Genomic DNA, 20455 nt, shown 5'->3' with positions numbered 1-20455 from the left:
GGTTCCCCCCAATCAGCGGTTGTGCCGATCAATAAAACTCAAGGCCTGATACAGCGCCTGCATGCGTGGCAGTTCGCAACCGGCCGCTTTGGCAGCGGCCAAGGGACGGGCATAGATGGCCGCCAGCTCCAGCGGCCGCTTGTGCAGGTGGTCGTGATACATGCTGGGCAGGTAGTCGTCCATGGTTTCTGTCATGGCGAACATCTGCCCAGCGTAACTGGCAGGGATTTCATGCCCGCAGGCATGAGCGCCCTGCACCACCTCGGCCATCAGCGCCTGGATCAACTCGCGGCTGGACTCATCGGCCATCATGGCCGTGGTGCCCGTGCCCAGCAACACAGAGAGGCCATTGAACGGCACGTTCCAGACCAGCTTGTGCCAACGCGCCAGATGCACATTGGCCATGGCCTGGGACTCGATGCCCGCTTGATGAAACAGCCCGGCACCGGCTTCGACAATCGCCTGTTGCTGCACCTCATCGTTGGCCGCCGTGCCACTGTGATAGCCCAGGTTGACCCGGCCCAACGCCTGATGCTCTACCACACCGGGGGCCGAGCGGTGCACACCGATGTAGCACAGGCCGCCCAACAGATGCAGCGACGGCGGCAGGTGTTCACGCAGGCTGTCTTCGACATCGAGGCCGTTTTGCAGGAGCACCACTTTGGCATCCGGCGCCGCCACCTGGGCGATGGTGGGCGCCAGGTCCACATTGCCGGTGGACTTGGTGCCCACCAACAGCCAGTCGCACGGCGGCATGTCGGCGGCGCTGGCATAGGCCTGCACCGGATGCAGGTGCAGTTGCCCATGCACCGTACTGTTGACGTGCAGGCCATGCCTGCTCACCGCGGCATATTCGCTGCGCAACAGGAAATGCACATCGAAGCCGGCACGCGCCAGCATCAGTCCGTAGTAACCGCCGATGGCACCGGTGCCAATAATGCCAATGCGTGGCGACGGGGCTGCAACTGCTGTCATGGCAAATCCTCTGGTGTTCGGTTGAGCGCCTGGTTTAGGCATTCGGCGAGGTCGGATGCTGTAAGACGTGTCTGTAATTGCCCAAAGAATTGACCCTCGCACACCAGGAACAACGCCGGCAAATGAAAGATCCGGTAGCGTTCCACCGCACCGCCGTTGTGCCCGGCATCCACCCAGCACACGCGGTCCACCGGCAAGTGCCAGCTGGGCAACTGCTGGCGTGCCCAGCGGCAACTGGCACAACCGACACTGGTGAACACTACCAGCGAAATACCTGGCAATCCCAGCAATTGCTGGTCAATATCCAGGTCGGTCAATTCCAGTTCCTTCACTATACTGCTGCCATTGCCGTCAACTGGACGGCGCTCGGAGTCCGTGTACATGGGTCGTTTTTTACCTCACCCTGATGATGTCGCTGTCGAGTTGATCCAACGTCCCTCTCCCGCCCTTCCCCGCCAACGCCTGCACACTATCGGCCGCGGCGGCGTCGCCTGCAATTGGCCACGTGCCTGGCGCGCCGGCACGGCGGTAGACCTGCATATCCCTTCCCTAGGGCCCAGCGCCCGTTATCCAGGCTATGTCGCCTGGTGCCGCAAAGTCGAACAGGGCTATCGCATTGGTATTTGCTTTACCGACGAACACGCCTTGTTCGGTGCACGGATGGGCGAGCAAGTGTGCCAGATCGAGCGTTACTGCCGCCTGCACGAAGACGCCGAGCCAACGCCTGCACAACTTGAAACCATGGCCCGTGAGTGGGTGTCGCGTCATGCCGGCGAGTTCTCCCATGAGGCGGTTGTGCAGCCAGCGCTGGATTAAACCGGGCTTTGCCCATTGTCGCGGGCCCGTGTTACGCGCTAAGGTTCCTCCCCCCTGCATTCAAATCATGCTGTGCCCGCCGCACGGGGATAGCTGGCGGCCGGCACCCGTGACCCTGGCGAGTAACACGATGGCTGATTTACCGATCAATGACCTTAACGTTGAATCCAACGAGACCCTGATCACCCCCGATCAGCTCAAGCGCGAAATCCCCCTGAGCGACGCTGCCCTGCAGACCGTCACCAAGGGCCGCGAAGTCATCCGTGACATTCTCGACGGCACCGACCACCGTCTCTTCGTGGTGATCGGGCCCTGCTCTATCCACGACCTCAAGGCCGCCCACGAATATGCCGAGCGCCTCAAAGTGCTGGCGGCTGAAGTGTCCGACACCTTGTACCTGGTCATGCGCGTGTATTTCGAGAAACCGCGTACCACCGTCGGCTGGAAAGGCTTGATCAACGACCCGTACCTGGACGACTCCTTCAAGATCCAGGATGGCTTGCACATCGGTCGCAAACTGCTGCTGGACCTGGCTGAAATGGGCCTGCCCACCGCCACCGAAGCCCTCGACCCGATCTCCCCGCAATATCTGCAGGACCTGATCAGCTGGTCGGCTATCGGCGCACGCACCACCGAATCCCAGACCCACCGCGAAATGGCGTCCGGCCTGTCTTCGGCCGTAGGCTTCAAGAACGGCACTGACGGCGGCCTGACCGTGGCGATCAATGCGCTGCAATCGGTCTCCAGCCCTCATCGCTTCCTGGGTATCAACCAGGAAGGCGGCGTGTCCATCGTGACGACCAAGGGCAACGCCTACGGTCACGTGGTGCTGCGTGGCGGCAATGGCAAGCCCAACTATGATTCGGTCAGCGTCGCGCTGTGCGAACAGGCGCTGAACAAGGCCAAGATCAAGCCAAACATCATGGTCGACTGCAGCCACGCCAACTCCAACAAAGACCCGGCCTTGCAGCCATTGGTGATGGAGAACGTTGCCAACCAGATTCTGGAAGGTAACCAGTCGATCATCGGCTTGATGGTCGAGAGCCATTTGAACTGGGGTTGCCAGGCGATTCCAAAAGACTTGGCCGACTTGCAGTACGGCGTGTCGATCACCGATGCCTGTATCGATTGGTCCGCCACCGAAACTACCCTGCGCAGCATGCACGCCAAGCTCAAGGACGTGTTGCCCCAGCGCAAGCGCACCTGAGTCCGTACCGGTTTCGCGCACACAAAAACGCCGGGCTAAGCCCGGCGTTTTTTATTGGCAACTGGTCAGTTACAGCTTCGCGGCATGGCGCTGGTGGCGCTCCATATAGCGTTCGACATAAGAGCACGACGGGATCACCGTGTAGCCAGCCTCTTCGGCAAACTTCAAGGCTTCCTCGGTCAACGCAGCCGCAATGCCTCGCCCCCGCAGTGCGTTGGGCACGAAGGTGCGATAGATATCCAGGGTCTGCTTCCCGAGGTCCATGTAGGTCAGGTAGGCACGATGACCGTCCACATTGGTCTCGAACTGATGACCAGCCTGGTCATGGTGGATGGACAACGCCTCGCTCATCACTACTCCTCGCGGGTCTGAATTAACGACCCTACCTTACCGATGTTTTTCCGGCGAAGGAACATCTACGCCACCCCGTGCCGGTTTCGACAGCGAGAAAACCGTGAGCGCTCACAACCAGCACATAGGGAATAGTAGGCACCAATCCTGAAATTGCTCAAGGCGCACTCGTCATTCCCCGCCGCTGGTGGATATAGAAAGGGCCTCGATCAACCGGTGACCGATAGCCTGAACATTGCCGGCAGTTGAACCTTGAGACGAACTGGCGCTCTTAAAGTCACCTCTAGATGCGCAAAAGATGCCCGCCGCAGTAAAGCCAAGCGTAACCAAAGTGCCCCGCTTCGTTATATAAAATTTCATCTATTTACAAGGCTTAACACATGCGGGCCGGCCCTTTCAGCCTGGATCCAATGTGCGTCCAGGTGCAAAAAATTGGACAGTTTTCATACAAACCGCCAAAAGATTAGCCAAAATAGATTCGGCACAAGAAATTTTTTTGCTTCTTGCGCAACGTCAGTTTACTTACTACAAGTAATGGGTAGTATGTACGCCGGCTATTAGCTCACTCTGAGAAAGTAGCCATTAAATTGAAAGTCCTTGAAGGGGAACACGATGAACAACGTTCTGAAATTCTCTGCTCTGGCTCTGGCCGCAGTTCTGGCTACCGGTTGCAGCAGCGTCTCCAAAGAAACCGAAGCTCGTCTGACTGCAACTGAAGACGCAGCAGCTCGCTCCCAGGCCCGTGCAGACGAAGCCTACCGTAAAGCTGATGAAGCTCTGGCTGCTGCTCAAAAAGCACAACAGACTGCTGACGAAGCTAACGAGCGCGCTCTGCGCATGCTTGAAAAAGCAAGCCGCAAGTAATAATCCTTCGGGGTTGTTATCAAGCCGATCCATTTATGGGTCGGCTTTTTTTTGCCTATGATTTGGCATGTGGGAGCGGGCTTGCTCGCGAAAGCGGTGGGTCAGTCAACATCAATGTTTGCCGGGCCGACGTCTTCGCGAGCAAGCCCGCTCCCACAGGGATGTTCGCTCAGGCTTATTATTGAAGATCGAGCGGGGTGCTGGACGCCACAGGTGCGCCGCCTGGCACACCAATTTCGGTCGGCAAGCCATCCTCGGCGGCGACCACATCACGCACCTGGTCCCAGTTGACGCGTAGGTTATTGGACAGGTCCTCGCGCTTGAGCAACGCATTGATGACCGCGGTGTGCTTGTCGACCACCGATGGCGTACCGTCATCATTCAACGGCGTGTGGGCCTCAAGGTAGACCTTGCCACCACTGCTGCCGAACTTGTACGCGTCATTGATGATGCGCACTGACGTGCCTACCGGCACCATGCCTGCCATTTCCAACACGTTGTTATTGAACATGCGGAAGCACCCGTGGCTGGTACGCGTGCCGATACCAAACTTCATGTTGGAGCCGTGAATCAGGTAACCCGGCGTGCCCAGGGTGAACTTGAACGGCCCCAGTGGGTTGTCGGGGCCGGCAGGCACCACGTTGGGGAGCGGGTCACCGTTGGCGGCGTGCTCGGCCTTGATCGAGGCCGGTGGCGTCCAGGTCGGGTTCGGCGTCTTGGCGATGATACTGGTATGGGCGATCGGCGAACCCCAGCCTTCCCGGCCAATGCCCAGAGGGAAGGTATAGACGACGTTTTGGCCTTTTGGATAGTAGTAGAGCCGGTATTCCGCCAGATTGATCACAATGCCTTCCCGCGGCCCGGGCGGCAGGATAAAGCGTGTCGGCAGCACAATCTCAGTGCCCGCACCCGGCAACCAGGCATCGACACCCGGGTTGGCCGCGACCATTTCCGAATAGCCCAGGTCGTAGGTGGTGCCAAGGTCAGCAAAAGTGTCTTCGTACTTGGCCTTGATCACTTGGACCTGGCCAACAATGTCCTCACCGGGCGGTGGCAAGGGCAACTGCAAGGCCGCCGCCGCACCCGCCGCACAAAGCGCAGCAAGAGACAGGCAGCAGGTGACGACGGAAAGGCGCGACAACATCCGGAAAATCCTTCGCAAGACGACGGGTAGGGAAAAATTGATTGTATACGGCTTCGCAGCGCCAAGCTTCAAGCTGTTTTACAGCTCGAAGCGCAGCTCCGGCCAGATCGGCGGCGTGCCGCGCTTTTGCGATTCTAGAATCGCCCGGCATAACGGGCAGAGTCGCTGGTCTTGAAAAATCGAGCGGTTGACCGAGGACCAGCGTGGCTGTGCGGGCAATAAAGTGCCGCAGAGCGTGCGGTCGATGGAGCCGCCCAGTTCCAATTGACGCGCCACCAAATGCACTCGCACTTCCTGGCAGGCGAACAGGTCCAGCTGCTCGTCCGGCTCGATCAGTTGGTAGTTAAACAGGGACCAGGCAGGGCGCGACATCGAGGGCTCCAAATCAGGGGGGCGCCACCTTAGCCGAAAGCCTGCCGGTAGAAAAGCGTCATAGCAGCGGTTTTAGCGCCGGCCAGACATTTTCCAGCAACTTGTCTTGCGCCGCGACCGCCGGGTGCAGCCCGTCAGCTTGCATCAACTCCGGATGGCCACCCACGCCCTCGAGGAAAAACGGCACAAACGGCACCTTTTCTTTCTGTGCCACATCACCGAATACCTTGGCAAAAGCTTCGACATAGCGCTTGCCGTAATTGGGCGGAATCTGCATACCCAACAGCAGCACCTTGGCGCCGCTGTCCCGGGACTGCTGAATCATCGAAGCAAGATTTTGTTGCAATTGCGCAGGCGGCTGGCCGCGCAAGCCATCGTTGCCACCCAACTCGATCACCACCACGTCCGGTTTGTGCGTTGCAAGCGCCGCGGGCAGCCGCGCGAGGCCTCCTGCACTGGTGTCGCCACTGATGGAAGCATTGACCACTTTGTCGTCAAAACCCTCCTGCTTGAGCCGTTGCTCCAGCAACGCGACCCACCCTTTGCGGGTATCCAGGCCGAAACCGGCACTGATACTATCGCCAACGATCAGGACTGTACCCGCCGCTGCGTTCTGGGCCATGCACATCAAGGCCAGGCCAGCACTCAAAAACCACACTCGCATCGGATTCTCCATGGGCGCAAGCATTCTCACCGCGCGAAACCTTAGCAAAGTGGTTCCCAGCGCGGAAGGTGAACTGACTATCCTGCACGAACTGAGCCTGGAACTGAACAAGGGCGATAGCCTGGCTATCGTCGGCAGCTCCGGTTCCGGTAAATCCACACTACTGGGCCTGCTGGCCGGCCTCGACCTGCCCAGCAGCGGCGAAGTGACCCTGGGCGGGCAAGCCCTGAGCACCCTCGACGAAGATCAGCGCGCGCGCATCCGTGCCGAGCATGTGGGTTTCGTATTCCAATCCTTCCAATTGCTCGACAGCTTGAATGCTCTGGAAAACGTGATGCTGCCGCTGGAGCTGGACGGTCGCCAGGACGCCCGCGAGCGAGCCAAACACCTGCTGGAGCGCGTAGGCCTGGGCCAGCGCCTGACCCACTCGCCCCGCCAACTGTCCGGTGGCGAACAACAACGCGTGGCGATTGCCCGCGCGTTTGCCGCCGAACCGGACGTGCTGTTTGCCGACGAGCCCACCGGCAACCTCGACAGTCATACTGGCGAGCGCATCAGCGACCTGTTGTTCGAGTTGAATAAAGAGAGCGGTACGACCCTGGTACTGGTCACCCACGACGAGCGCCTGGCCCACCGTTGCCGGCGCCTGATCCGCCTTGAAGCCGGCCTGATGGTCGCGCCCCTGGAGCCTTGATGGCACGTTTGCCGCTGTTGCGCCTGTTCAGTCTTGCCATGCGTCAGTTACTGCGCGATGCCCGCGCCGGCGAATTGCGCGTGCTGTTCTTTGCCCTGCTGGTGGCCGTGGCCGCCAGCACCGCTATCGGCTACTTTGGTGCGCGCCTCAACGGCGCCATGCTGCTGCGCGCCACCGAATTCCTCGGCGCCGACCTGGTGCTCGAAGGCAGCTCGCCGGCCCGTGCCGAGCAAATCAAATCTGGGACCGAATTGGGCCTGGATCACGCTCGCATCGTGGAGTTCTCCAGCGTTATCGCCACCGATAACGGCATCCAGCTCTCCAGCATCAAGGCGGTCAACGAGCAGTACCCCTTGCGCGGCGAGCTTAAAAGCAGCACCGAGCCCTTCGGTACGCAAATCCCGGGCGGTGGCCCCAAACCTGGTGAAGCCTGGGTAGAAGCACGGTTGCTGACGGCGCTGGACCTGAAAGTCGGCGACAGCATCGATGTCGGCATGAAGACCCTGCGCCTGGCGCGCATCCTGAACTATGAGCCCGACCGCGCCGGCAACTTTTACAGCCTCACGCCCAGGGTCATGATCAACCTGGCGGACCTGGACGCCACCGGTGTCGTCCAGCCAGGCAGCCGTGTCAGCTACCGCGAACTATGGCGTGCGCCACAAGGCAGCACAGCGCTGCAAACTTATCGCGACCTGGTCAAACCGGGCCTGGCTGCCAACCAGCGCCTGCAGGACTCCCGCGATGGCAACCAGCAAATCGGCGGCGCACTGGGCAAGGCCGAACGTTACCTGAACATGGCCAGCCTAGTGGCTGTGCTGCTGGCTGGCGTCGCCGTGGCGCTGTCAGCCAACCGCTTCGCCAGTCGACGTTTCGATGCCAGCGCGTTGTTGCGCTGCCTGGGCTTGTCGCGCCGTGAAGCCATGCTGCTGTTCAGCCTGCAACTGAGCGTACTGGGCTTGCTGGCGAGCCTGGCCGGCGCCCAGCTCGGCTGGCTGGCGCAATTTGGCCTGTTCTACTTCCTGCACGACCTGCTACCCGCCGACGTACCGCCAGGCGGGCTGCTACCGGCCGTCGCGGGGATTGGCACCGGGCTGGTCGCCCTCGCCGGCTTCGCCCTCCCGCCGCTGGCCGCACTGGGCCGGGTACCGCCGCTGCGGGTATTGCGCCGCGATTTGCTGCCTATTCCTTCAAGCACTTGGATGGTCTACGGCGCGGCACTGTTTGCCTTGGGCCTGATCATGTGGCGCCTGAGCCTGGACCTGGTATTGACCTTCGCGTTACTCGGCGGCGGTGTAGTCGCTGCGCTGCTCCTGGGTGGCTTGCTGCTGTTGTTGCTACAGAGCCTGCGGCGGTTACTGGCTCGCGCCTCCCTGCCGTGGCGCCTGGGCCTGGGCCAATTGTTGCGTCACCCGTTGGCGGCGGCAGGCCAATCCCTGGCCTTTGGCTTGATCCTGTTGTCCATGGGGTTGATCGCGCTGTTGCGAGGCGAATTGCTCGACACCTGGCAAAACCAGTTGCCCAAGGATGCGCCCAACTACTTCGCCCTGAATATCCTGCCAGCCGACAAGGACGCCTTTGGCGCCCGTCTGCTGGACGTCCAGGCACAAGCGGCGCCGCTCTACCCGGTGGTGCCGGGGCGCCTGATCAGCATCAATGGCGAACCCGTGCAGGAGATTGTCAGCAAGGACTCCAGTGGCGACCGGGCCACTCAACGCGACCTGAGCCTGACCTGGGCAGCCGACTTGCCAGCGGGTAACGTCCTGACGGCAGGTACGTGGTGGTCGGCGCAACCCAACGACGGGATTCCAGGCGTGTCGGTGGAAGCCAAGGTGGCCGAGAGCTTGAAGCTCAAGCTCAACGACCATTTATTGTTCACCATCGGTGGGGAAAACCGTGAAGCACGGGTCACCAGCCTGCGCACCATCAACTGGGATAACTTCCAGCCCAACTTCTTCATGATTTTCCAACCGGGCACCTTGAAGGATCTGCCCGCGACCTACCTCACCAGCTTCTATCTGGCTCCCGGCCATGACCAACAGATCGTCGACCTGTCACGGGCCTTCCCGGCGGTCACTATCCTGCAGGTCGAGGCCCTGCTGGAGCAGTTGCGCAGCATCCTCGCCCAAGTGACGTTGGCGGTCGAATACGTGCTGTTGTTTGTACTCGCGGCGGGCATGGCAGTGTTGTTCTCTGGCCTGCAGGCCACCCTGGATGAACGAATCCGCCAAGGTGCATTGCTGCGAGCCTTGGGCGCCGAGCGCAAGTTGCTGGTCAAGGCCCGACGCATCGAATTCGGTCTGTTGGGGGCGGTCAGTGGCTTGCTGGCGGCACTGGGCACCGAACTGGTGACCTGGGTGCTGTACCGCTATGCCTTTGACCTGGCGTGGCATCCCCACCCGTGGTTGTTACTGCTGCCCGTGATCGGTGCCGTGCTGATTGGCGCTGCCGGGGTATTCGGCACACGCCGTGCACTGAATGCCAGCCCGCTGACCGTATTGCGCGAAGGCTGAGACCTGGATGGCACGCCCCAGCCAAGGGTACGTGCCATCAGGCGGTCTTCACATATTCGATCTTGGTGATCCACCAGCACACCTCTCCGCCGGGGGTCTGTACGATTGCCTCGTCGTCCACCTCCTTGCGCAGCAGGGCCCGTGCCATGGGTGAGTCGATGGAAATGTAATCCATGCGATCGTAGATCTCGTCATAACCGACGATGCGAAAACGCTTGGTCTCGCCCTGTTCGTTTTCGATTTCGACCCATGCACCGAAAAATACCTTTCCTTCCTGCTCGGGCATGTACTCCACCACCCGCATGTCTTCCAGGCGTTTGCGCAGGTAACGCACCCGTCGGTCGATCTCGCGCAACAGCTTCTTGTTGTACTGGTAATCCGCATTTTCACTGCGATCTCCCAGGGAGGCGGCCCAGGTCACTTTGCGTGTGGTATCCGGGCGTTTCTCTCGCCACAGGTAATCCAGCTCTTTTTTCAGCGCTTCATGACCTTCTTTGGTAATCAGCTTGGTACTCAAACGCTTGCATCCCCAGGCAATGTCCAATGGTGCCGTTATGCCAGGGCATCATGCCCAGGCAGCGGCTGGCTGGGACTGATGATAAATGAACCCTGGAAAGTATCCAGGCCGGCGCCCCATTACCTCACCCATGCCCCTCCAGCACTTGGTCCAATTCAAGCAACGTGCCTTGCATACGCTGGCGCATACCCGACAACTGCAACATCATCATCGCCAGCTTTTCGGCCTTCTGGCTGACCTCCAAGCCCTGCTCCTGCAAATAGGTATGGCGCTGCTCAAGTTCACGGCCTTTTTCTTCCAACTGGCTCTGCTGCTGTTGCAATCGCGCCTGCCACTGTTCAAGCATTTGCTCCTTCTCTAGGACCGCGCATTTTTTTTGCGTCAGTTCCTGGGCGACTTTGGCCAGATTGCTCAGCGCGCTGTCCATTTCGAGCAAAGAGGTATGGTCCAACTGGGCAGGCGGGTCCAAGGGTTCGGGCTCAGGCTCGGGTGGCTCCAACCGCAGGTTGTCTGACTCAAAGTGACTGTCATCTTGTTCACCAGGAACAGGCGACGCACTGGGCTCAACCTGCTCCTGCGGTATCGCGACCAGCGACCGCGCCGGTTCTTCAAGGGTGCCTTCATCCATAGGTTGCGGCGCAGTCGTGGCTGAGCGCGGATTTCGCGGCGGCGCAACCATTTGCGACGAGAAGCGAATGGACGGCACGATCACTGCGCTGCTTTCGATCGCAGGCAACGCCGGGGCCGACATGCCCAAGGTGATGACCTTCATGACCAAAGCTTTCTTGATGATCACCGAGTGATGATCCTCTGGCCTGGCAGGCGGCAACCGGCAGCCTTTCAAATCAACGAAATGAAAGGGCACCTGGGGTTCGGCAATCGGCGTTGTCTTCGAGCCGGCTGCCGCTGCCATCGTCAGGATCTGTTTGAAGACTTGCATGGCTAATTGCAGGTCCTCTTTGGAGTCAACGCCTCCCAGGAAATACCGGTCAATCTTTTTACGCAGTGCCGCGATATAGACCCTGGAGTGGCCGGGCTCTGCCTCCTCATCCAGGCTATACACCAGAAAGTTGGACGCCGTTTGCGTCACAGCAAACCCGCACAACAAGGCGCCGTTAACGGGCGTCCCTTCATCGTTGCGCTCAAGAACAAGAGTACGTAGAAGCATCATGGCAATCTGGCCTCGTTACAAAGGAGAAAACTTTATATAAACATCAGATAAACATCTGGACATTAATAAGTATTCAAAACAAAACAATTGTTTCAGCGGATTATCGGGCCGAACGTAGGATTCTTCTTATTAATCACACTTCGCGTTCCCAAGTCTTCATATTGAACGTACCCTTTTTAAAGCACTTTTCCATACCGCCGGCCTCTCTCACACGCCCTGCAAAACTTATTCGGTAAAACCATGATCGAGATAAGCAACCTCACAAAACACCTGGGCAAAACACGCGTAATCAGCAACTTGTCCTTCTGTGCCCAGCGCCAGGAGTGTGTGGGCTTGCTGGGAGAGAGTGGGGCGGGAAAAACAACACTGTTGAGCCTGATCGCCGGGACGATCAAGCCGACGGCCGGGCACATCAGTATTCAAGGCTTCAATACCCATACCCACTCAATTCAAGCCAAAAAGGTCATTGGCTATCAGCTCCAAAACGGCCTCGACCATCACACGATGCCCGTCAAAAATATGCTCAATTTCATTGCCGCCATTCGCGGCTTGAGCGGGATGGAAAAACGCAGCCAGGTGGCGCAGGTAGCCGCACGACTGGAACTGCTGCCCGTGCTCGACTGCCCCATCAACGTCCTTTCCCTTGGTTTGAAGCGCAGAGTGGCAATGGCCCAGGCGCTCCTGCATTCCCCAAGCCTGCTGCTGCTGGACGAACCCACAGAAGGGCTCTGCCCTGATCAACGCCTCAAGTTCCGGGCACTCATCCAGTCCCTGAGCGAGGAAATGACCATCATCATCGCCTCCCGCCATTACCAGGATCTGGCGGACATCTGCACCCGTGCCTTGGTTATCGCCGGTGGTCGCCTGGTGGGCGATGCCTCGCTGTCCGACTTACAGCGCAGCTCCCGGCACTTCCAGGCCGTCACCCTCGCGGCAGACGCCCCGCTGGATTTGCTCGCGTTGGCCGTATTGCCCGGCGTCGCAGGCATCGAAGAAGACCGGCATGCGCCCGGCAAGGTGACGGTACTGGCCATGCCCGGGCATTCCATCTTTCCCTCGATCAACGCGCTTATCACCCATCGCGGCTGGAACATCACCTCAATGAATCTGGAGCCGGGTCGCCTGAACGATGTCGTTCACCATCTGAGCCAAGAGGTAACACCTTGAGACTGCTACCTGTCATTTTCAAACGACAACTCGTCAGCTATGCCTGCGCCCCCAGCGCTTACCTGAGCGTGGCGGTTTTTCTCGCCCTGTGCGCAGCGCTGGGACTGCATTCCAACCAATGGATGGAGCGAAACAGCAGTGATTTGCAGGCTTTTTTCGAACTGCACCCCTGGCTTTATCTCCTGCTGGTCCCCCTTTTATCGACGCAGTTGTGGTCGGATGAATCCAACGCCAGCTTTTACAACACCCTGAATGCCTTGCCTGTCACCTCGATGGAACGGGTAATCGGAAAATTCATCGCGGCATGGACTGTCTGTGGCATTGCGCTGATGCTTAACTTCCCCCTGGTGATTGCCGTGAATTATCTGGGCACACCTGACAATAGCGTTATCGCCTCACAATTCCTGGCCAGTTGGTTACTGGCGGGAAGTTATCTTTCGGTAGGTTGTTTCATCTGCGTACTTGCGAACCAACGCCTGCTGATTTTCTTTTTCACGCTCGGCTTGTTGCTGACCGCCAGTGGGCTTTCGTCAGTACTGGATGCACTTGAACAACAAGCACCGATATGGATTATCGACAGTTTGATGTCCCTGGATCCCGTTGCCCGCTTCAGCGCGATGGATAACGGCAAGCTCACACTGCAGGACAGCCTGTACTTTATCAGCATGATCGTTGCTTTTCTGTTCGCGACCACCCTCACACTCAATTATAAAAACAGCTGAGAAAAGGAAGACCGCTGATGGGATCCGCTTTTCGTGCGGGTATGACACTTCTCGTCATATCACTGCTGTTTCTGGCATTCAATCTAGTCTGGGTACCCAAACTGCCCACTGTTCGCTGGGACTTTTCCGAAGAAAAAATCCACACCTTATCGCCCGCGGCGCAGCAACTGCTACTGTCACTTGAAAGCCCACTGGATCTGTATTACTTCAATACCCTCAATGCGCCGCAAAAAAGCCAGGCATTAGAACGTTATGGTCGGCGCGTGGAAGACGTGCTCAAGGCGTTCGAAAAAGCGGCAAACGGCCTGATCAACTTACATATCATTAACCGCGCTCCCTTTTCTGAAGATGCCTACAAAGCCCGCTTGTTTGGGCTTGATGACACACAAGGATTCCTTGGCCTTATCGGCACCCGTACTGGCCAGGGCGCCCAACGCATCGAAGCGTTCCGGCCTGAGCACGAGTCATTACTTGAATATGAGATCAGCCACCTGATCTATAAGTTGGGGCAGCCTGAGCGTGCCACTATCGGCCTGCTGTCGGGACTGGCGTTAGACAAATCGGCCAGCGAGTTGCTGGGGTTGATCCGCGAGCAATTCAACGTGGTGGAACTGGCTGCGAACATCGCCCAGGTTCCGTCATCCATCGCGACATTGATAGTCGTACAGCCGCACGCTTTACCTGAACGAGCCCTATATGCCATTGAGCAATCGGTATTGAAAGGCACCCAGTTGATGATGTTCCTCGACCCCGTGAGCGAGATGGGCGCTGACGCCGTGCCAGCGAACGCCAGAATGGAGGGGCTGCTGAACGCGTGGGGCATCCAAATGCCCGCGGATAAGCTGTTGGTGGATAATCTCTATGCCTCATCAGCCACGCCCGGCCCGGGAATGCCCCGGGTACTGCACCCGGCCAGGCTACACCTTCCATCACAGGCGATGACTCCAACGGATGTCAGCGCCTGGGGGCTGGACGCCGTGATGGTCTCAAGCAGCGGCGCGCTTTCCCTGGCCCCCAAGAGCCGTTCACTGTTGACCCCGCTTCTGTTGAGCTCACGGCAATCGGCCCTGCTGGACGCGAAACGCTTTGGCTCGGCGACGACATTTGACTCACTGATCGATGAAACGGCGACTTCAGGGCAGCGCCATGTGATCGCTGCGCGCGTTGAGGGGCCCGCTTACTCAGCGTTTCCCGACGGCCTCAAGGGCCAGCCGCCCGGGCTGCAAAAAGCAGAACTGATCCAGATGGTGGTCGTGGCCGACACCGACTTGCTCGCGGACACAGTCAGCCATGCACGCAACGGCAACGCGCAGTTTGTATTGAACACATTGGATAACCTGGCGGCGCCCGAAGCGCTCCAGCGCATTCGATCCCGTGTCATGCGCCAACCGTTGCACAGGCTGGAACACATGCGCGACGAAGCCGCACAGGCTTATCGGAAAAATTCGCTTGAGCTCCAGCGACGACTTGAGCAGACAGAGCAAGCATGGCGCGAGTTGAACCCAGCGCACACGCGGCTTATCACCCAGGCGGTGGATACCAATACGCAGTTGCAGGTACTCAACAAGGAGCGCCTGCAGTTGCCCATCGAGTTGCATACACTCAAGGCGCAGGCCTATGCCCCGGTGCAGCGTTTCGAGCGACAGCTCAAAGGGCTGATGGTCGTGCCTCTACCGCTACTGCTGTGCCTGATTGCCGGGTTACTGTTCCTGTACCAGCGCAAGCGTCGACTCCTCGCACTGGCAACCTTTCACTAGTCGCTCAGCGACGGGCAATCAGCCCTTGCCGGGCAATGCGCGTCAGTTGGTGGATCACCTCATGGGCGTTGCTGGCACTCGGTGCCTGAATCACTGCAAGGTCGAAACTGTCGCTGGCAAAACGGGCCAGGGAATCGCCGTCTTCCACAAACTGGATCAGGAACGCCGAAGGCCGACCGGAACGGCGTGGCCAGCCGTCCAGATAACGCAGCAGTGTCGGCTGGTGCTTACCGCCCAGGAGGATTTTCGGATTGCGTTGAGTCAGGTCCGCGGTGATCGGGGCCAGGCGTATGAGGGGGCGTAGTGCATTCATCGTGTCGTGTCTCTGCCTCAAAAGTCTGCGGGCAGGTGAGAGGCAACACCGAACCAGCGCTTTAGCGGTATTTCGAGGAACGCCCTGCGTGAGCAAGCGTACTTCTGTCGGGCTGCATTGAGACCCAGTGGCGCCCCGCAATTAGCTGTTTAAATCGGCGCATGAGCAGCATCCTAGAGAAGCCTGTGGGGCAGTGTCAAGAATCCCGGGCAACGAAAAGGCCCGCATCAGCGGGCCTTTTTGTGCAGCTTGCTAAACGATCAGTGAGTGATCGCGCGGTCGACAGACAATTTGCCCGCACCTTCCAGCAACACCGCCAACGCGCCGCCGAGCAACGCCAGTGCGAACTCATAACCGTTGTTGGCCATGAACAGCCCGTTGTGGATGTGTACAGAGAAAATCGCCACCAGTGTCAGGAAGGTCAGGCCCAATGCAGCAGGGCGAACCAGCAAACCGATGATCAGGGCCAGGCCGGCGAAGAACTCGGTACCGCCCGACAGCAGCGCCATCAGCGTGCCCGGCGCCAGGCCGATGCTTTCCATCCATTGTGCGGTGCCCGCCAGGCCACCACCGCCAAACCAGCCGAAGAGCTTTTGCGAACCGTGGGCAGCGAAGATGATGCCGACGAAGATACGCAGAATAGTCAGGCCATAACCGGCGCGAGTGGACAGTACACGGGTAATCATTGGGCTCATGGGGGTAAATCCTTTTCCAGGTAGGGGTTGGTTGGCCGCTATATTAATCAGTTTAAGCAATGATAAAAGCCGAAATATTGCCTAATTCACATCAAAAAAATCGATTACTCACGCGATGCAACTTTAGCCGCAGGCGGCTCCAGAGACTCGCGCTCCCGATCGAACGCCAAATAATACTTGTTGACGCTATTAACATAGCTGACGCCGCCCATCCCTACCTGCTCCATGGCAATGCGTTCAACCTGGAAGAACCACTGATTGGGGTTAAGCCCACGGCGCTTGGCCTCGGTGCGCATACCTTGCACCCGCTCCGGCCCCATGTTGTACGCCGCCAGCATAAAGGCCATGCGCTCGCGCTCATTGAGCTTGGGGCTGGAGAAAAACTTGCGCCGGATCATCGCCAGGTAACGCGCCCCCGCCTGCACATTACTGTCGAGCGACTCGATATTGTTGACCCCCACCCGCTGCGCCGCCGACGGCGTGATCTGCATCAGGCCGGTAGGGCCTCCACTATTGCGTGCGCCTGGGTCCAGGGAAGACTCCTTGAACGCCAACGCCGCCAGATTCAGCCAGTCCATACCTTGCTCACGCGCATGTTTTTGCAAAACCGGGCGCAGTTTTTCCAGGCGCTGGCGGTCAGCCCGCGCCAATGGGTTACGGACCTGGTAGAGGCGCCGATAGATGCGCTGGAAGGCCACATCCTGGTCGGAAGGCGTGTGATAGGTCTTGAGAAACCGATCGATGCTGGCACGCAGCATCGACGCGTCCTGACGCACAAACCAGAACTCGTCGCCTGGCTCGCTGATGACGACCTGCTTGTCAAAGCGCAACTTGGGCAGGATTTTCGACCAGCGTTGGGCAATCGGTTTTTCCACGATCGTCAGGTGAAAAATCCCGGCCTGCACCATCTCCAGGACATCTTCCACCGCCAGGCTCGGGTCAACCCATTCCACTTTCACTGGTGGGCGCTTGTGCAGGGCCAGCTTTTGATTGACCTGACTGATAGCGTCCACCGCCGCACTACCGGTGGTCAGCGTCACCGTGCGACCCGACAGTTGCTCCAGTTTGGTATACCGTCGTTCACCCTTGACGCCCACCAGCCACAACGGCACATCGCTGACAATCGGGGCGCTGGCGCTGACCTTGTGCACGCCTTTCACGTCCAGCAACTCACCGGGCGCCACCAGGTCACCTTCACCACGGGCCAGCGCACCGAGTAACTGGTCCTTGGCCTTGGGGATGATCTTGAGGTTGATGGCCTGCCCATCACGGGCATGGCCGTTGAGGTATTGCTCGAAGGCGCGTAACCGATGGTATTCGACACCGATGGCCTGGCCCTGCACTTCACCGGAACTGTTGCGGCTCTGGTTGACCAAGACACGCAGGGTGCGGCTGGAGCGAATTTGCGCCAGGTCGCGGACCTTGCCGGGCTTGGCCACTTGCAGCGGCCCATCCAGACGTGCGACCGCCGTCATGGGCAGCAATAACGCCAGGCACAACATAAGCAACGCCGAGGGTCGGATCATCCGCTCTCCGGAAAGAAAACTGGCCAGCGCCTGTGCGAATTACGCAGTGCTGGGGGTCAGAAACAGAGCGCTTTATGCGCTGGCAAGGCGTGCAACGGCGCCAAGGTGGCAGGCAATCGGCCCACCACAATGTCGCTTGCGACGTTCAAAGACAGCGTTAACGCATTGTAGTTCTTGGTTTTTCTTATCAATCTACAGCTCTGATATGCTTTCCGGCCGCAGGCGGAGATAGCACCATGCAACTCATTGATATTGGCGTCAACCTGACCAACCCCAGTTTCGACGAGAGGCACACGGCCGTTCTCGAACGCGCCTACGCCTCTGGCGTGCAGCAATTGGTACTCACCGGCACCAGCGTCGAGGGCAGCGAACAGGCCCTGCAACTGTGTGTAAAACTCGACGAAAGCGGCCAGCGCCTGTTCAGCACCGCCGGCATTCACCCCCACTCTGCCAGCGACTGGAACAGCGACAGCGCCCAACGTCTGCGTGGCTTGCTGGGCGACAGCCGAGTGCGCGCCGTGGGTGAGTGCGGGCTGGATTTCAATCGGGACTTCTCCCCTCGCCCCCAGCAGGAAAAAGTTCTCGAAGAACACCTGGCCCTGGCAGTCGAGCTGAAACTGCCGGTGTTTCTCCATGAGCGCGATGCCAACCAGCGCCTGCTGGAGGTCCTCAAGGACTACCGCGACCACCTGCCGGCCGCCGTGGTGCACTGCTTCACCGGTGAACAGGCCGCACTGTTCAGTTACCTGGACCTGGATTTGCACATCGGCATCACGGGCTGGATCTGCGACGAACGCCGTGGCACCCACCTGCATCCCCTGGTAAGGGAAATTCCCCGAGGCCGTCTGATGCTGGAAAGCGATGCGCCCTACCTGCTACCACGCACCCTGCGCCCCAAGCCGAAAAATGGTCGCAATGAGCCGGCGTACCTGCCCGAAGTACTGCGCGAAGTGGCCTTGCACCGTAACGAAACGATGGAAGATCTGGCGTTGCACAGCACCGCCTGCGCCCGCCGCTTTTTCGGCTTGCCTGCCATCGATTAATACGGCGCATTGACCCATGTCAAAAGCGCTTTTCTGAATAGCGGCACAATAATGGCACCTTGCCAATACTGTTTCCGCTATCAGAGAAAACCTTCCATGGGTGCCTGGCTTAGCAATATCTCGCTCAAATACAAATTCTGGGCCGTCAACGCGGTCGCCTTCATCACCACCCTGCTGCTGGTGCTGTACGCGGTACAGCTTGAACAACAGGCGCGCAGCCAGGCGTCGCAAGCATCGGCCCAGGCCCAAGGACGCTTGCTCAGCGCCTGGCCAGCCGACAGAACCTTGCCCACGGGTGAGCACTGGCTCGCATTTTCCAAAGGCCAGCCCCCCCAGGATCTACCCACCCTGAGCACTGCCAACGGCTGGACTGAACTCAACCCCATGCCGTTGTTCGGTGAAAACCCGCTGATCGGCGCCGAGGTGATCAGCCGGGCCGACGGCCAGCAGGTCGCAGTCCTGGCCTACGCGCCGAGCCTGAGCCAAGTGTTCAGTGAACGCTTCACCCACTACGCCGTCGCCGTGGCAGTGCTGATGCTGGCCATGCTCGGTGCCTCGCAGTTGTTGATCCGCTTCCTGCTCAGCCAACTCAACACCCTCAAGGATGTGATGCTGCACGTCGAAAAGACCGGCGACCTGTCGGCGCGGGTGCCGTTGGCCTGCAAGGATGAAGTCGGCCAGATGGCCAGCGCCTTCAACGCCATGCAAGCCGGCTACCAGCGCGTGGTCAATACCGTGGCACGCACCGCCCGGCAACTGGACGACGGCGCCGCACGCCTGGCCAGTAGCATGAACGAGGTGCAACACGGCATGCTGGGCCAGCAAAGCGAAACCGACCAGGCTGCCACCGCCATCAACGAAATGACCGCCACCGTCTACCACATCGCCCAGCACGCGGGCGCCACCCGTGACTTGTCCCAGTCCGCCGACACTCTCGCCGGCAGCGGCCAGGCAGTGGTCACCCGGGTACAGCGCTCGATCGCCGGGCTGTCCAGCGGCGTACAGCAGACCGCCGAAATGATCCAGAAACTGGCCGAAGACAGCCAGAAAATCAACGGTGTGGTCAGTGTGATCCACAGCATCGCCGAACAGACCAACCTGCTCGCCCTCAACGCCGCCATCGAAGCCGCCCGCGCCGGGGAAATGGGCCGCGGTTTCGCGGTGGTCGCCGACGAAGTGCGCAACCTGGCCAAGCGCGTGCAAAGCTCCACCGACGAAATCACCCGCATGGTCTCGGCGCTGCAAGCCGGCACCCGCGACGCGGTGGACTTCATGCAGGAAAGCTCATTCAAGGCAGATGACTGCGTACAACAGGCCCAGGAAGCCGGCATCGCGCTGGCTGAAATTACCGGCGCTGTGGCACAGATGCGCGAAAGCAACACCCAGATCGCCGTGGCCGCCGAGCAACAAAGCCATGTCGCCGAAGAAATGAACCGCGCCGTGGTGAGCATTCGCGATGTGACCGAAAACACCGTGCATCAGACCGTGGCGTCGGCCACCACCAGCAATGAACTGGCGACGTTGGCCGGGGAGTTGAGCAAGGCGATTGGGCAGTTGAAGTTGTAAGACTGTTCCAGCTGTAATCCAACTCCTACGACCAAGCCTCGGTTTACCTGAAGTTAAGACGAAACTTCCTCGCCATCCCCGCGAATAACGCCGACTTCTTTTACCTGACAACCGCTGCAAAGTCCCTCGCCTGATCAAACAGTGCGAGGGATTGCAGATGGTGGTGTTCGTTAGAGCCCTGATGAATGGGGCTGTCTCTTGATCTCGGTGCTGGCCAACCTGGTGCTAGTGCCCATGGATCCCGAAGCGCCGAAGGTTGAGCGCGTATTCGCGGATTTCCGCACCTGCCTGAATACCTTTGATACGTGGGCCGACAGCTTTTTAAGTGGTTCGGCACTTAGCGTGGAGCAGGTATTCAAGGTGGGAGAACAGGTCGCACTG

The 20455-nt window shown here is 59.3% G+C and carries 22 protein-coding genes; 11 read left to right on the top strand and 11 right to left on the bottom strand.

The window, feature by feature from the left end; genetic code table 11:
* Positions 1-12: 12 nt before the first annotated feature.
* Together BMH52_RS01735 and BMH52_RS01730 are read right to left on the bottom strand one after the other, a co-directional pair.
* A complete protein-coding gene (locus BMH52_RS01735) occupies positions 13-975 on the bottom strand; it encodes a putative 2-dehydropantoate 2-reductase (RefSeq protein ID WP_014717662.1) in 963 nt (320 codons plus the stop codon).
* On the bottom strand, positions 972-1358 hold the full coding sequence (locus BMH52_RS01730) for a hypothetical protein (protein WP_014717661.1): 387 nt from the start codon (positions 1356-1358) through the stop codon (positions 972-974). Before BMH52_RS01730 ends, BMH52_RS01735 begins: the two co-directional genes overlap by 4 nt.
* Here BMH52_RS01730 and BMH52_RS01725 point away from each other — a divergent pair.
* Positions 1357-1791: a pilus assembly protein PilZ gene (locus BMH52_RS01725; RefSeq protein WP_014717660.1), complete on the top strand. Its 435-nt coding sequence runs from the start codon at positions 1357-1359 to the stop codon at positions 1789-1791. The two genes, BMH52_RS01730 and BMH52_RS01725, sit on opposite strands and share 2 nt — an antisense overlap.
* A 130-nt stretch (positions 1792-1921) precedes the next feature.
* Complete coding sequence (locus BMH52_RS01720; RefSeq protein WP_003189871.1) at positions 1922-2998, top strand: 3-deoxy-7-phosphoheptulonate synthase; 1077 nt, start codon at positions 1922-1924, stop codon at positions 2996-2998.
* Positions 2999-3067: 69 nt separating this feature from the next.
* Here the strand turns inward: BMH52_RS01720 and BMH52_RS01715 are convergent, their stop codons facing one another.
* Positions 3068-3349, bottom strand: a complete 282-nt coding sequence (locus tag BMH52_RS01715; protein ID WP_003189869.1) for a GNAT family N-acetyltransferase — start codon at positions 3347-3349, stop codon at positions 3068-3070.
* A 612-nt stretch (positions 3350-3961) separates the two neighbouring features.
* Between BMH52_RS01715 and oprI the strand changes: the two genes are divergently transcribed.
* A complete protein-coding gene (gene oprI, locus BMH52_RS01710) occupies positions 3962-4213 on the top strand; it encodes an outer membrane lipoprotei OprI (RefSeq protein ID WP_003172710.1) in 252 nt (83 codons plus the stop codon).
* A gap of 178 nt (positions 4214-4391) precedes the next feature.
* Here the strand turns inward: oprI and BMH52_RS01705 are convergent, their stop codons facing one another.
* The 3 genes from BMH52_RS01705 to BMH52_RS01695 all read right to left on the bottom strand — a co-directional run bounded on the left by BMH52_RS01705 (position 4392) and on the right by BMH52_RS01695 (position 6393).
* On the bottom strand, positions 4392-5357 hold the full coding sequence (locus tag BMH52_RS01705; protein ID WP_073842758.1) for a L,D-transpeptidase family protein: 966 nt from the start codon (positions 5355-5357) through the stop codon (positions 4392-4394).
* Between the two features lie 78 nt (positions 5358-5435).
* Positions 5436-5729: a hypothetical protein gene (locus BMH52_RS01700; protein ID WP_003189866.1), complete on the bottom strand. Its 294-nt coding sequence runs from the start codon at positions 5727-5729 to the stop codon at positions 5436-5438.
* Between the two features lie 58 nt (positions 5730-5787).
* Complete coding sequence (locus tag BMH52_RS01695; protein ID WP_014717658.1) at positions 5788-6393, bottom strand: arylesterase; 606 nt, start codon at positions 6391-6393, stop codon at positions 5788-5790.
* A 10-nt stretch (positions 6394-6403) separates the two neighbouring features.
* Between BMH52_RS01695 and BMH52_RS01690 the strand changes: the two genes are divergently transcribed.
* Positions 6404-7087, top strand: coding sequence for an ABC transporter ATP-binding protein (locus tag BMH52_RS01690; RefSeq protein WP_073842756.1), 684 nt, complete (start codon positions 6404-6406; stop codon positions 7085-7087).
* Positions 7087-9597, top strand: coding sequence for an ABC transporter permease (locus tag BMH52_RS01685; RefSeq protein ID WP_073842754.1), 2511 nt, complete (start codon positions 7087-7089; stop codon positions 9595-9597). Before BMH52_RS01690 ends, BMH52_RS01685 begins: the two co-directional genes overlap by 1 nt.
* A gap of 37 nt (positions 9598-9634) precedes the next feature.
* Here BMH52_RS01685 and greB read toward each other — a convergent pair whose 3' ends face one another.
* Positions 9635-10114, bottom strand: a complete 480-nt coding sequence (greB, locus tag BMH52_RS01680; RefSeq protein ID WP_014717656.1) for a transcription elongation factor GreB — start codon at positions 10112-10114, stop codon at positions 9635-9637.
* Between the two features lie 124 nt (positions 10115-10238).
* Entirely contained in the window at positions 10239-11285 is a 1047-nt protein-coding gene (locus tag BMH52_RS01675; protein ID WP_073842752.1) for a hypothetical protein, read from the bottom strand.
* Between the two features lie 240 nt (positions 11286-11525).
* On the opposite strand from BMH52_RS01675, the gene BMH52_RS01670 reads away from it, so the two are divergent.
* Genes BMH52_RS01670 through BMH52_RS01660 form a run of 3 tightly spaced genes read left to right on the top strand, consistent with a single transcriptional unit; the run spans position 11526 to position 14931 of the window.
* Entirely contained in the window at positions 11526-12452 is a 927-nt protein-coding gene (locus BMH52_RS01670; RefSeq protein WP_032874084.1) for an ABC transporter ATP-binding protein, read from the top strand.
* The gene (locus BMH52_RS01665) at positions 12449-13174 is read left to right on the top strand and encodes an ABC transporter permease (RefSeq protein ID WP_014717653.1); all 726 of its coding nucleotides are present in this window, start codon (positions 12449-12451) and stop codon (positions 13172-13174) included. The genes BMH52_RS01670 and BMH52_RS01665 overlap by 4 nt, the downstream gene beginning before the upstream one ends.
* A gap of 17 nt (positions 13175-13191) precedes the next feature.
* Positions 13192-14931, top strand: a complete 1740-nt coding sequence (locus BMH52_RS01660) for a Gldg family protein (protein WP_073842750.1) — start codon at positions 13192-13194, stop codon at positions 14929-14931.
* Positions 14932-14935: 4 nt separating this feature from the next.
* On the opposite strand, the gene BMH52_RS01655 is transcribed toward BMH52_RS01660, so the two are convergent.
* The 3 genes from BMH52_RS01655 to BMH52_RS01645 all read right to left on the bottom strand — a co-directional run bounded on the left by BMH52_RS01655 (position 14936) and on the right by BMH52_RS01645 (position 17465).
* Complete coding sequence (locus BMH52_RS01655) at positions 14936-15244, bottom strand: hypothetical protein (protein WP_003189853.1); 309 nt, start codon at positions 15242-15244, stop codon at positions 14936-14938.
* Between the two features lie 260 nt (positions 15245-15504).
* Positions 15505-15939 (bottom strand): DoxX family protein, encoded by a 435-nt coding sequence (locus tag BMH52_RS01650; protein ID WP_003189852.1) that lies wholly within the window; start codon positions 15937-15939, stop codon positions 15505-15507.
* A gap of 104 nt (positions 15940-16043) precedes the next feature.
* A complete protein-coding gene (locus tag BMH52_RS01645; protein WP_032904985.1) occupies positions 16044-17465 on the bottom strand; it encodes a transglycosylase SLT domain-containing protein in 1422 nt (473 codons plus the stop codon).
* Positions 17466-17701: 236 nt separating this feature from the next.
* Between BMH52_RS01645 and BMH52_RS01640 the strand changes: the two genes are divergently transcribed.
* The 3 genes from BMH52_RS01640 to BMH52_RS29880 form a co-directional block, all read left to right on the top strand.
* Positions 17702-18508 (top strand): TatD family hydrolase, encoded by an 807-nt coding sequence (locus BMH52_RS01640; RefSeq protein ID WP_073842748.1) that lies wholly within the window; start codon positions 17702-17704, stop codon positions 18506-18508.
* A 96-nt stretch (positions 18509-18604) separates the two neighbouring features.
* Positions 18605-20074, top strand: a complete 1470-nt coding sequence (locus BMH52_RS01635) for a methyl-accepting chemotaxis protein (RefSeq protein ID WP_060767680.1) — start codon at positions 18605-18607, stop codon at positions 20072-20074.
* A gap of 198 nt (positions 20075-20272) precedes the next feature.
* The coding region (locus BMH52_RS29880) for a hypothetical protein (protein ID WP_143192508.1) at positions 20273-20455 on the top strand (183 nt) is incomplete at its 3' end.

Origin of the sequence: Pseudomonas sp. BTN1 (assembly GCF_001907715.1) — a bacterium.
GTDB classification, from domain to species: Bacteria; Pseudomonadota; Gammaproteobacteria; order Pseudomonadales; family Pseudomonadaceae; genus Aquipseudomonas; species Aquipseudomonas paracarnis.
The sequence above is the reverse complement of the archived record's forward strand: the minus strand, read 5'-3'. Positions and strand labels throughout refer to the sequence as shown.